Annotated in this window: 11 protein-coding genes and 4 tRNA genes; all 15 read right to left on the reverse strand. The window is 55.1% G+C overall.

The genetic code is table 11. From position 1 onward, the window contains the following. Positions 1–46: 46 nt before the first annotated feature. The 15 genes from rpoB to birA all read right to left on the reverse strand — a co-directional run bounded on the left by rpoB (position 47) and on the right by birA (position 11,655). Entirely contained in the window at positions 47–4,120 is a 4,074-nt protein-coding gene (gene rpoB / locus CYD26_RS02465; protein ID WP_065761368.1) for a DNA-directed RNA polymerase subunit beta, read from the reverse strand. Between the two features lie 218 nt (positions 4,121–4,338). After that, the gene (rplL, locus tag CYD26_RS02470) at positions 4,339–4,701 is read right to left on the reverse strand and encodes a 50S ribosomal protein L7/L12 (RefSeq protein WP_065761369.1); all 363 of its coding nucleotides are present in this window, start codon (positions 4,699–4,701) and stop codon (positions 4,339–4,341) included. Between the two features lie 80 nt (positions 4,702–4,781). After that, positions 4,782–5,282 carry a 50S ribosomal protein L10 gene (rplJ, locus tag CYD26_RS02475; RefSeq protein WP_065761370.1) on the reverse strand — a complete coding sequence of 167 codons (501 nt, stop codon included), beginning with the start codon at positions 5,280–5,282 and terminating at the stop codon, positions 4,782–4,784. A gap of 200 nt (positions 5,283–5,482) precedes the next feature. After that, complete coding sequence (gene rplA / locus CYD26_RS02480) at positions 5,483–6,178, reverse strand: 50S ribosomal protein L1 (RefSeq protein ID WP_065761371.1); 696 nt, start codon at positions 6,176–6,178, stop codon at positions 5,483–5,485. Continuing rightward, the gene (gene rplK, locus CYD26_RS02485; protein ID WP_065761372.1) at positions 6,178–6,609 is read right to left on the reverse strand and encodes a 50S ribosomal protein L11; all 432 of its coding nucleotides are present in this window, start codon (positions 6,607–6,609) and stop codon (positions 6,178–6,180) included. Before rplK ends, rplA begins: the two co-directional genes overlap by 1 nt. Positions 6,610–6,726: 117 nt before the next feature. Then, complete coding sequence (nusG, locus tag CYD26_RS02490; RefSeq protein WP_065761373.1) at positions 6,727–7,260, reverse strand: transcription termination/antitermination protein NusG; 534 nt, start codon at positions 7,258–7,260, stop codon at positions 6,727–6,729. Between the two features lie 9 nt (positions 7,261–7,269). Beyond that, positions 7,270–7,638 (reverse strand): preprotein translocase subunit SecE, encoded by a 369-nt coding sequence (secE, locus tag CYD26_RS02495; RefSeq protein ID WP_102051727.1) that lies wholly within the window; start codon positions 7,636–7,638, stop codon positions 7,270–7,272. Positions 7,639–7,683: 45 nt separating this feature from the next. Next, positions 7,684–7,759, reverse strand: a tRNA-Trp gene (locus CYD26_RS02500). 54 nt (positions 7,760–7,813) lie between these two features. Then, a complete protein-coding gene (gene tuf / locus CYD26_RS02505) occupies positions 7,814–9,007 on the reverse strand; it encodes an elongation factor Tu (protein ID WP_102051728.1) in 1,194 nt (397 codons plus the stop codon). Positions 9,008–9,092: 85 nt separating this feature from the next. Continuing rightward, positions 9,093–9,168, reverse strand: a tRNA-Thr gene (locus CYD26_RS02510). A gap of 26 nt (positions 9,169–9,194) precedes the next feature. Continuing rightward, positions 9,195–9,268: transfer RNA gene (locus CYD26_RS02515), tRNA-Gly, on the reverse strand. Between the two features lie 23 nt (positions 9,269–9,291). After that, positions 9,292–9,376 (reverse strand) — tRNA-Tyr (locus CYD26_RS02520). Positions 9,377–9,520: 144 nt separating this feature from the next. Next, on the reverse strand, positions 9,521–9,949 hold the full coding sequence (locus tag CYD26_RS02525) for a hypothetical protein (RefSeq protein WP_102051729.1): 429 nt from the start codon (positions 9,947–9,949) through the stop codon (positions 9,521–9,523). 7 nt (positions 9,950–9,956) lie between these two features. Further along, on the reverse strand, positions 9,957–10,706 hold the full coding sequence (locus CYD26_RS02530) for a pantothenate kinase (RefSeq protein ID WP_102051730.1): 750 nt from the start codon (positions 10,704–10,706) through the stop codon (positions 9,957–9,959). Then, positions 10,696–11,655, reverse strand: coding sequence for a bifunctional biotin--[acetyl-CoA-carboxylase] ligase/biotin operon repressor BirA (gene birA / locus CYD26_RS02535; protein WP_099775975.1), 960 nt, complete (start codon positions 11,653–11,655; stop codon positions 10,696–10,698). The genes CYD26_RS02530 and birA overlap by 11 nt, the downstream gene beginning before the upstream one ends. Positions 11,656–11,974 lie beyond the last annotated feature (319 nt).

Raw genomic sequence — 11,974 nt, forward strand, 5'->3', positions numbered from 1 at the left:
GCAGGGAGCGGGCTTGTTCAGCCACGCTCCCGATTCGCGTCACGTGTTATTCGGTTTCCAGATCGATATCGATACCGAGCGAACGAATCTCTTTGATCAACACGTTGAAGGACTCGGGCATGCCCGGCTCCATACGGTGATCGCCGTCCACGATGTTTTTGTACATCTTGGTCCGACCGTTCACGTCGTCCGACTTCACTGTGAGCATTTCTTGCAGGGTGTATGCCGCGCCGTATGCTTCCAGCGCCCACACTTCCATCTCCCCGAAACGCTGACCACCGAACTGCGCCTTACCACCCAGCGGCTGCTGAGTAACCAGGCTATAAGAACCAGTGGAACGCGCGTGCATCTTGTCGTCCACCAAGTGGTTCAGCTTGAGCATGTACATGTAACCAACGGTCACTGGACGCTCGAACTTGTTGCCGGTACGACCGTCGAACAGCTGCATCTGGCCGCTTTCTGGCATGTCTGCCAGTTTCAGCATGGCCTTGATTTCTTGCTCCTTGGCACCATCGAAGACCGGAGTTGCCATTGGCACACCGCCTTTCAGGTTTTTGGCCAGGTCAAGGATTTCCTGGTCGGTGAACGACTCCAGGTTCTCCTGACGACCACCGATTTCGTTGTAGATCTCGGTGAGGAACTTACGCAGTTCAGCGACTTTACGCTGCTCTTCGAGCATGCGGTTGATCTTCTCGCCCAAGCCCTTGGCCGCGAGGCCCAGGTGGGTTTCCAGGATCTGACCGACGTTCATACGCGATGGTACACCCAGCGGGTTGAGTACCACGTCTACCGGCGTACCGTTGGCATCGTGCGGCATGTCTTCGACAGGCATGATCACGGAGACCACACCCTTGTTACCGTGACGACCAGCCATCTTGTCGCCCGGCTGAATGCGACGACGGATTGCCAGGTAGACCTTGACGATCTTCAGTACGCCAGGAGCGAGGTCATCGCCCTGCTGCAGCTTGCGTTTCTTGTCTTCGAACTTGTCGTCCAGCAGACGGCGACGATCAACGATGTAGGCCTGGGCCTTCTCCAGTTGCTCGTTCAGCGCGTCTTCGGCCATGCGCAGTTTGAACCACTGGCCGTGCTCCAGACCGTCCAGAACTTCGTTAGTGATCTCGGTGCCTTTCTTCAGGCCCGCACCACCTTCAACGATCTGACCATTCAGGGCTGCACGCAGACGCTCGAAGGTTGCCCCTTCGACGATACGGAACTCTTCGTTGAGGTCTTTACGGATTTCGTCCAGCTGCATCTTCTCGATGGACAGCGCACGGCTATCGCGCTCGACACCATCACGGGTGAAGACCTGAACGTCGATGACAGTACCTTTGGTGCCGGTCGGCACGCGCAGGGAGGTGTCTTTAACGTCGCTAGCCTTCTCACCGAAGATCGCACGCAGCAGTTTTTCTTCCGGAGTCAGTTGAGTCTCGCCTTTTGGCGTGACCTTGCCGACCAGAATATCGCCAGCGCCAACCTCAGCACCAACATAAACGATACCGGCTTCGTCCAGCTTGTTCAGCGCAGCTTCACCCACATTCGGGATGTCCGCGGTGATTTCCTCTGGGCCAAGCTTGGTGTCACGGGCCACACAGGTCAGTTCCTGAATGTGGATCGTGGTGAAACGGTCTTCCTGAACCACACGCTCGGACAGGCAGATGGAGTCTTCGAAGTTGAAGCCGTTCCATGCCATGAACGCGATGCGCATGTTCTGACCCAATGCCAGTTCACCCATGTCGGTGGACGGGCCGTCAGCCATGATGTCGCCACGCTCAACGCGATCACCTTTGCTCACCAGCGGACGCTGGTTAATGCAGGTGTTCTGGTTAGAGCGGGTGTACTTGGTCAGGTTGTAGATGTCGACACCCGCTTCGCCGGTTTCGACTTCATCATCGGCAACACGGACCACGATACGACTGGCATCGACGGAGTCGATAACGCCACCACGACGAGCCACAACGCAAACGCCGGAGTCGCGTGCTACGTTGCGCTCCATACCGGTACCGACCAGCGGCTTGTCAGCACGCAGGGTTGGTACAGCTTGACGCTGCATGTTCGAACCCATCAACGCACGGTTGGCGTCGTCGTGCTCGAGGAACGGAATCAGCGACGCTGCAACCGAAACTACCTGCTTCGGCGAAACGTCCATCAGGGTGACGTCTTCCGGCGCCTTGACGGTGAATTCGTTCAGGTGACGAACGGCTACCAGTTCATCGATCAGTTGCTTCTTATCGTTCATCGCGGCCGAAGCCTGAGCGATGACGTGATCTGCTTCTTCGATCGCCGACAGGAACACGATTTCGTCGGTAACAACGCCCTCTTTCACCACACGGTACGGGCTTTCCAGGAAGCCGTACTGGTTGGTACGCGCATATGCGGCCAAGGAGTTGATCAGACCGATGTTCGGACCTTCAGGGGTCTCGATCGGGCAAACGCGACCGTAGTGAGTCGGGTGTACGTCACGAACCTCAAAGCCCGCGCGCTCACGAGTCAGACCGCCAGGGCCGAGTGCAGAGACACGACGCTTGTGGGTAATTTCGGAGAGCGGGTTGTTCTGGTCCATGAACTGGGACAGCTGGCTCGAACCGAAGAACTCTTTCACCGCAGCCGCAACCGGCTTGGCGTTGATCAGGTCTTGCGGCATCAGGCCTTCGCTTTCTGCCATCGACAGACGTTCCTTGACCGCACGCTCGACGCGCACCAGGCCAACACGGAACTGGTTCTCAGCCATTTCGCCAACACAACGTACACGGCGGTTACCCAGGTGGTCGATGTCATCGACGATACCTTTGCCGTTACGAATGTCGACCAGGGTCTTCAGAACCTCGACGATGTCTTCCTTGCTCAGTACGCCCGAACCCTCGATCTCGGTACGACCGATACGACGGTTGAACTTCATGCGGCCAACAGCGGACAGATCGTACCGCTCGGCGCTGAAGAACAGGTTGTTGAACAGGGTCTCGGCAGCGTCCTTGGTTGGCGGCTCGCCTGGACGCATCATGCGGTAGATCTCGACCAGGGCTTCCAGCTGGTTGCCGGTAGAGTCGATTTTCAGGGTATCCGAAATGAACGGACCGCAGTCGATATCGTTGGTGTAGAGCGTCTCGATACGGACAACCTGAGCCTTGGCGATCTTGATCAGCAGCTCGGTGGTCAGTTCGGTGTTGCACTCACACAGGATTTCGCCGGTAGCCGGGTGCACGATGGCCTTGGCGGTGGTGCGACCCAAGACGTATTCCATTGGAACGTCCAGGTGCTTGACGCCTGCCTTTTCGAGCTGGTTGATGTGGCGGGCAGTAATACGACGGCCCTGCTCCACGATCACCTTGCCGGTCTCGTCATGGATGTCCATGACTGCGATTTCGCCACGCAGACGCTGAGGAACCAGTTCCAGGCTGAGTTTTTCACCGGAAACATGGAAAACGTTGGTGGTGTAGAAAGCGTTCAACACTTCTTCAGTGCTGTAGCCCAGCGCGCGCAGCAGCACCGAAGCCGGCAGCTTGCGGCGACGGTCGATACGAACGAATACGCAGTCTTTCGGGTCGAATTCGAAGTCCAACCACGAACCACGGTAAGGAATGATCCGAGCCGAATACAACAGTTTGCCAGAGCTGTGAGTCTTGCCACGGTCGTGGTCGAAGAACACACCTGGCGAACGGTGCAGCTGGGAAACGATAACACGCTCGGTACCGTTAATAACGAAGGTACCGTTTTCAGTCATCAGGGGGATTTCACCCATGTAGACTTCTTGCTCTTTGATGTCCTTGATCGCTTTGTTCGACGACTCTTTGTCGAAAATGATCAGACGCACCTTCACCCGCAGTGGTACGGCGAAGGTTACGCCGCGCAGTACGCATTCTTTGACATCAAAAGCCGGTTCGCCCAGACGATAGCCAACGTACTCCAAGGCAGCATTGCCGGAGTAGCTGATGATCGGGAAAACCGATTTGAAGGCCGCATGCAGGCCCACGTCGCGGAACTGATCTTTGGTCGCTCCCGCTTGCAAGAATTCACGATACGAATCCAGCTGGATGGCCAGGAGGTAAGGCACATCCATGACGTCCGGCAACTTGCTAAAGTCCTTGCGGATACGTTTTTTCTCAGTGTATGAGTAAGCCATCAGCGTTCCCCAGCTTGGTCACCTGCTTGTTTGGCTCCTCCCGACGGAAGCAGCCAGAAAATCGTGCAAACCCCTTGGTTTGCGCCACCGTCTCGGTGGTTGCAGCTCGTTATCGGGGCCGACCTGGTCGGCCGCCAATAACGGAAAAAGGCCGGTGGCAAGAGCCACCAGCCATCAGCCGTTCGCTTAACGCTTGGGCTGGATACGCAAAGTCGGAGTTACTTAACTTCGACTTTAGCGCCTGCTTCTTCCAGAGCTTTCTTCAGAGCTTCAGCTTCTTCTTTCGAAGCGTTCTCTTTCACGACGCCCAGATCGTCAACAACAGCCTTGGCTTCTTTCAGGCCCAGACCGGTGGCTTCACGAACAGCCTTGATGACGTTTACTTTCTTGTCGCCGGCTTCAACCAGTTTAACGGTGAACTCGGTTTGCTCTTCAACAACGGCAGCGGCAGCAGCTGGGCCAGCAGCGGCAACAGCAGCGGTAACGCCGAAGGTTTCTTCCATTGCTTTGATCAGCTCAACAACTTCCAGAACGGTTTTCTGGCCGATTGCTTCGATGATTTGTTCGTTAGTCAGAGACATGACTATAAATTCCTGTATTGGGGTGACAGCCTACGCAGCCATCAAATTAAACGTATGATTTCGAAAGCGCTTGCGGTGCCTTAGGCAGCAGCAGCTTCTTTCTGGTCGCGAACGGCCGCCAAAGTACGAGCCAGCTTGCTGGTAGCGCCTTGAATCACGCTCATCAGCCTTGCAATGGCTTCGTCGCGAGTTGGCAGCGAAGCCAACACGTCGATCTCGTTTGCTGCGAGGAACTTGCCCTCGAACGCAGCTGCCTTGATCTCGAACTTGTCCTGACCTTTAGCGAATTCCTTGAACAAACGGGCAGCAGCGCCTGGATGTTCGTTGGAGAACGCGATCAAGGTCGGGCCGGTGAAGGCGTCGTTGAGGACACTGTATTCAGTGTCAGCAACTGCACGCTTGAGCAGGGTGTTACGTACAACACGTACGTAAACGCCAGCTTCACGAGCCTCTTTACGGAGTCCGGTCATAGCGCCTACAGTCACGCCACGGGCATCAGCCACGACAGCGGACAGAGCAGCTTTGGCAGCCTCGTTGACTTCAGCGACGATGGCCTTCTTGTCTTCGAGTTTAATTGCCACGGGTTTAACTCCTGCTTGTTACCGTTTCATTCGACCGAGGCCGAATGTCGTTTTGGTGTCTGATTCGGTAAGGAATCGGGAGCACCATCTGCGTAGGCTTGAGGTTTAAGACTTGCGTCGCCTACGGTCTTGGATAGCCCCCGCCAGGCAGGGACCCCAATTTTGCAAAGCGGGCGCGATCGCTCGCACCCACCGATGTCTTACGCGCTCAGCGAGCTCTGATCGATGACCAGACCTGGGCCCATAGTGGTGCTCAGGGTAACGCGCTTGACGTAGATACCTTTCGAAGAAGCTGGCTTGATACGCTTCAGATCAGCGATCAGGGCTTCAACGTTTTCCTTCAGCTTGACAGCATCAAAGCCGACTTTGCCAACGGAGGTGTGGATGATGCCGTTTTTGTCGGTGCGATAACGAACCTGACCAGCCTTGGCGTTTTTAACCGCGGTAGCTACGTCTGGAGTTACAGTACCAACCTTCGGGTTTGGCATCAGGCCGCGAGGACCCAGTACCTGACCCAACTGACCTACAACACGCATTGCGTCCGGGGAGGCAATAACGACGTCATAGTTCAGATCGCCGCCTTTCATTTCGGCAGCCAGATCGTCCATACCTACACGGTCAGCGCCGGCAGCCAGAGCGGCCTCAGCAGCTGGACCCTGAGTGAAGACAGCTACGCGTACGGTCTTGCCAGTGCCGTGCGGCAGCACAGTTGCGCTGCGAACAACCTGGTCAGATTTACGCGGGTCAACACCGAGGTTGACTGCAACGTCGAAGGACTCGCTGAACTTCACGGTGGACAGTTCGGCCAGCAGAGCTGCTGCGTCTTCAAAGTTGTAAACTTTGCCAGCTTCAACCTTCGAAGCGATGGCCTTTTGGCGCTTGGTCAGCTTAGCCATTACACACCCTCCACGTTGAGGCCCATGCTGCGAGCAGAACCGGCGATGGTACGCACGGCTGCTTCCAGGTCAGCGGCAGTCAGATCAGCTTTCTTAGCTTTTGCGATCTCTTCCAGCTGAGCGCGGTTCACAGTACCAACCTTGACAGTGTTCGGACGAGCCGAACCGCTGGTCAGGCCAGCTGCTTTCTTCAGCAGAACCGAAGCAGGGGTGCTCTTGGTTTCGAAGGTGAAGCTGCGGTCACTGTAAACAGTGATGATCACTGGAGTCGGCAGACCTGGCTCTTGACCCTGAGTACGGGCGTTGAAGGCCTTGCAGAATTCCATGATGTTCACACCGTGTTGACCCAGTGCAGGACCAACGGGTGGGCTTGGGTTGGCCTGGCCGGCCTTTACTTGCAGCTTGATGTAAGCCTGAATCTTCTTAGCCATGAGCTACTCCAATATCGGGTACGAACGCCTGATGGCTCCCCGGATTACTTACGTTTTATCCCAGTGACGACAAAACCCCGCAGCACAAGGCTGCGGGGTATGGGATGCTGGGTTCAGTTAGACCTTCTCGACCTGACTGAACTCGAGCTCCACCGGAGTAGAGCGTCCGAAAATGAGCACTGCGACCTGCAGCCTGCTCTTCTCGTAGTTAACTTCTTCGACAGTGCCGTTGAAATCAGCGAACGGACCGTCGATCACACGAACGACCTCGCCCGGCTCGAACAACGTCTTCGGCTTCGGTTTGTCGCTGCCATCAGCAACACGACGGAGAATCGCTTCTGCTTCTTTATCAGTGATAGGCGCAGGTTTATCTGCTGTACCACCGATGAAGCCCATGACGCGAGGGGTATCCTTGACCAAGTGCCAAGTCCCTTCGTTCATATCCATCTGAACCAATACGTAGCCTGGAAAGAACTTACGCTCGCTCTTGCGCTTCTGGCCATTGCGCATCTCGACCACTTCTTCGGTCGGAACCAGAATTTCGCCGAAACCGTCTTCCATGCCAGCCAGTTTTACGCGCTCGATCAACGAGCGCATGACATGCTTCTCGTAACCCGAGTAAGCATGCACGACGTACCAACGCTTAGCCACGGGACACCCTTAGCCGACAATCAACGAAATCAACCAACCGAGCAGGGAATCAAGCCCCCACAACAGCAGCGCCATAACCAGAACGACCGCCACTACGATAAGGGTGGTCTGAGTGGTTTCTTGGCGGGTTGGCCATACAACTTTACGAATCTCGGTACGAGCTTCCTTAGCCAGCGCAAAAAACGACCTACCCTTAGCCGTCTGCAGCGCAACGAAGGCAGCAGCAACAGCAAGAACAAGGAGCGCGATTACGCGGTACAGAATCGGGGATGCGCTGTAGTATTGGTTACCAACAACGCCTACGATCACCAAAGCGACAACAGCAAGCCACTTGAGCAGATCAAAACGAGAGTCTTGGGCTTCAGACTTGGAAGTCATCTAGGAGGATCCTGTGAAAAGAAAGCCAGACACACGAGGTGAATCTGGCAGGTCAGGAGGGAATCGAACCCCCAACCTACGGTTTTGGAGACCGTCGCTCTGCCAATTGAGCTACTGACCTAAAAGCTTAATCAGGCCGACCATTATGCCGGCCCGATAGAAATAAATCAACTACTTATTCGAGAACCTTTGCAACCACACCAGCGCCGACGGTACGACCGCCTTCACGGATAGCGAAACGCAGACCATCTTCCATTGCGATGGTTTTGATCAGAGTGACAGTCATCTGGATGTTGTCACCTGGCATTACCATCTCAACGCCTTCTGGCAGCTCGCAGTTACCAGTCACGTCAGTAGTACGGAAGTAGAACTGTGGACGGTAGCCTTTGAAGAACGGAGTATGACGACCGCCTTCTTCCTTGCTCAGAACGTAAACTTCTGCGGTGAACTTGGTGTGCGGCTTAACCGAACCCGGCTTAACCAGAACCTGACCACGCTCAACGTCGTCACGCTTAGTACCACGCAGCAGAACGCCGCAGTTCTCGCCAGCACGACCTTCGTCGAGCAACTTGCGGAACATTTCAACACCAGTGCAGGTGGTGGTGGCAGTGTCGCGCAGACCAACAATTTCCAGAGCGTCTTGAACACGAACGATACCACGCTCAATACGACCGGTAACAACAGTACCACGACCCGAAATCGAGAATACATCTTCGATTGGCATCAGGAATGGCTTGTCGATGGCGCGCTCTGGTTCTGGAATGTAGCTATCCAGAGTTTCGACCAGCTTTTTGACAGCAGTGGTACCCATCTCGTTGTCGTCTTTGCCTTCCAGGGCCATACGAGCAGAACCGATAATGATCGGAGTGTCGTCACCCGGGAAGTCGTAGGTGGACAGCAGATCGCGAACTTCCATTTCAACCAGTTCCAGCAGCTCTGCGTCGTCTACCAGGTCAGCCTTGTTCAGGAAGACCACAATGTAGGGAACGCCTACCTGACGGGACAGCAGGATGTGCTCACGGGTTTGCGGCATCGGACCATCAGCGGCCGAGCAAACCAGGATAGCGCCGTCCATCTGGGCAGCACCGGTAATCATGTTCTTCACATAGTCAGCGTGACCAGGGCAGTCAACGTGAGCATAGTGACGAATATTAGAGTCATACTCGACGTGCGCGGTGTTAATGGTGATACCGCGAGCTTTTTCTTCTGGAGCGCTGTCAATCTTATCAAAATCGACTTTAGCCGAACCGAAAACTTCGGAGCAAACGCGAGTCAGCGCAGCAGTCAACGTGGTCTTACCATGGTCAACGTGACCAATAGTGCCTACGTTCACGTGCGGCTTGTTACGTTCGAACTTTTCCTTAGCCATCGAGACTGTCCCCCGCAGAAGAATTTAACTAGTCACGCCAACCATTAAAACAAAGGCAGATATTTTCATATCTGCCTTGTTAATATGGAGCTCTTGAGCGGATTTGAACCGCTGACCTCACCCTTACCAAGGGTGTGCTCTACCAACTGAGCTACAAGAGCCTTACACTTTGCAAAAACAGCAAACCTGGAGCGGGTAGCGGGAATCGAACCCGCATCATCAGCTTGGAAGGCTGAGGTTCTACCACTAAACTATACCCGCGGAGCTTGCAGCTCTCGCTAAACTGGTGGAGGGGGAAGGATTCGAACCTTCGAAGTCGTAGACGTCAGATTTACAGTCTGATCCCTTTGGCCGCTCGGGAACCCCTCCTGAACGTGGGCAGCATTTTCAACTCTTGCTGCCTTCCTGTCAAGCTTTTTCTCATTAAAATCTTGAGGTTAGCTAATTTGACAGTTGCTACACAGGCTTTCCAACTAGTGGTGTTCCCTGTGAAGCGGGCGCCATTCTATCAAGCTATTCAGCAGTTGCAATACCCTCGCACAACATTATTTTATGTTTTAAGTCTTTGAAATCATGGGAAAGTGTCGCGAGCAGCGCTTCGTCCAGTAAACGTCGGCTTTGGGGCGCCACCTGCAGCCAGAATCCCGGGCTGTCACCCAGCGCCCCAACTACCTGTGCAGTCGCCACATCCAACGAAACCAAGCGCTGACGAAGCGCATTCAATTGCTCAACCTTGGCAAGGCCACCGATGTAGAGACAATCTTCAGCCTGCTGCGCGCTGCGCCCTCCAGCCCCCGACTCACTCAAAAGGCGAATACCCTGCTGACTACCTTTATACAAAGACAGCGGGGCTACCTCCTTGGCCTTCAAAGGCGCTTCTTGCTGATGCCAGACGTAATAAACAGCATTGAGCACCACTAAGAGAAGAAACAACCAGCGCATAGATACCTCAATCCAGGGGGCAGGCTATCGCCAGACCAACAAACACTAGATCCGGCACCACGCGAGCACACGGAGCCACCTGATGAACCAGGGGCGCATCACCACCCGTGAGGAACAGTGTAAATGCCTCTCCAAAAAGCGAGCGAGCCTGCTCTACCTGTGTCAATACGAACCCTTGGAGCATTAACAGACAGCCGCGCTCAACCGCTTCGACAGTAGAACGCCCAGGCTCCACGCTTGAGAGCGCACGCTCTGCTGCGGCGTCGTCATAACGGATACGACGGGTATGGGTGCGCAGCTGATTACGCATCAGCGGCAACCCAGGGCAAATAAACCCCCCAAGATGCGCCCCGTCAGCCGCGACAAAGTCGGCCGTTACCGCTGTACCGAAGTCGATAACCACACAAGCACCCTTGGCCAGATGATAGCCACCCAAAAGCGCCAACCAACGATCCAGCCCCAATCGCTGGAAATCATCATAGCCATTACGAACCCCGGCCAACTCTTTCGCTGGCTCAGCACTAACAACCAGCAGACCGAACTGCTCAACCAGAGCTGCACGCAGTCCTGCTGTCTCATCCTCTCCCCTGACACTGACCAAGCGACAGCATCGAGGGGCGCTACCTGGAACTGCATGGATCGAGGCAATCAATGCTTCATTGGACTCAACGACGCCACCAGCGACTATCGAGGCATCCTCAGAGCGAATGATTCGCCATTTGATAAAGCTGTTACCGCAATCGAGCTCAAGAATCATCGCGCAACCTCAAACTGAGCTCTCCGCCACTAAAGCTCTTTTCAACACCATCGACCTCAAGACGCAGAGCCCCCTGACGATCAATGCCTCTCACCACACCATCGACCTGATGATTACCTGCAATAAGCGATACCGCGCGACCTTGCCAGAGGTGCGCCTTCTCCCACTCACCCTGGAATACTGCAAATCCCGACTGGCGATGCCGAACCAGGTCTTCCTGCAGGTTCTGATTGAGCAGAGCGACCAGCTGATTGCGATCAACGACCTCCCCAACCTCTCGCCATATGGACGTCCATTGCTGATCCACTTCACTGCTGGCCTGCATGTTGACGTTGATCCCAACGCCCATCACCACGTGGCAAACATCTGCAGGATCACCTACAAGTTCTAGCAAGATACCGGCAATTTTTTGATTATTCACCAACACATCGTTTGGCCACTTAAGACCTGCGCCACTGACACCATAGGCATGTAGCGTGCGCATCACCGCCAAGCCAACGACCAGGCTAAGCCCTTCCAACTGGCGCATACCACCCTCTATGCGCAGTACCAGACTGTAATAAAGGTTCTCTGCAAACGGACTGGCCCAACTACGCCCACGACGGCCTCGCCCGGCCGTTTGCCGCTCAGCCAGAACAATAAAAGGAGCAACTCGCCCCTCATTGACCTCACGGAGCGCCTGGGCATTTGTCGAGTCGATTGAGTCGAAAATCAATGCCGGCCACGACTCGTCGACAGATCGCTCTGCAATTGCCGCCGTTTCCAGCAAGGACAATGGCGTCGCCAGCTGATAACCGCGACCGCGGACTTTATAAATAGGCAAGTTCAGCTCAGCCTCAAGGTGCTGCAACTGCTTCCAGACAGCACTGCGACTGACACCCAAGGCGGCCCCCAGCGCCTGTCCGGAATGAAACCGGCCATCTTTAAGGAGGTTTAACAACTTCAGCATGCCAATCTCGACTCACAATGAGGCAGGCATGATAGCCATGCCTCGAAGACTTGCATAGAAATCTGTAGCCACGAGAGACGACCTGGGAGCCGGAAAGCCCAGCCATGGAGGGGCTTCCCTGAGTGGATCGCACACTGCCAGCCGCTTAGAGACCACAAGCCAGCCCACAAACGTGAAATAGCGACAGCCGCCCTGCTGGCAATGTTTTCCAGGCCACAAAGACAAAACCCCTACCTGCATGTGCAGATAGGGGTTTCGGAATTTAATCTTGACGATGACCTACTCTCACATGGGGAAACCCCACACTACCATCGGCGAT

The sequence above is a fragment of the Pseudomonas sp. FFUP_PS_473 genome, from assembly GCF_002858665.1.
Taxonomy (GTDB): Bacteria; Pseudomonadota; Gammaproteobacteria; order Pseudomonadales; family Pseudomonadaceae; genus Aquipseudomonas; species Aquipseudomonas defluvii.

Coding starts and splice junctions, on each gene's coding strand:
- rpoB (WP_065761368.1), bottom strand. CDS start 4,120: ATGGCTTACTCATACACTGAGAAAAAACGTATCCGCAAGGACTTTAGC.
- rplL (WP_065761369.1), bottom strand. CDS start 4,701: ATGTCTCTGACTAACGAACAAATCATCGAAGCAATCGGCCAGAAAACC.
- rplA (WP_065761371.1), bottom strand. CDS start 6,178: ATGGCTAAGCTGACCAAGCGCCAAAAGGCCATCGCTTCGAAGGTTGAA.
- rplK (WP_065761372.1), bottom strand. CDS start 6,609: ATGGCTAAGAAGATTCAGGCTTACATCAAGCTGCAAGTAAAGGCCGGC.
- secE (WP_102051727.1), bottom strand. CDS start 7,638: ATGACTTCCAAGTCTGAAGCCCAAGACTCTCGTTTTGATCTGCTCAAG.
- tuf (WP_102051728.1), bottom strand. CDS start 9,007: ATGGCTAAGGAAAAGTTCGAACGTAACAAGCCGCACGTGAACGTAGGC.
- CYD26_RS02525 (WP_102051729.1), bottom strand. CDS start 9,949: ATGCGCTGGTTGTTTCTTCTCTTAGTGGTGCTCAATGCTGTTTATTAC.
- CYD26_RS02530 (WP_102051730.1), bottom strand. CDS start 10,706: ATGATTCTTGAGCTCGATTGCGGTAACAGCTTTATCAAATGGCGAATC.
- birA (WP_099775975.1), bottom strand. CDS start 11,655: ATGCTGAAGTTGTTAAACCTCCTTAAAGATGGCCGGTTTCATTCCGGA.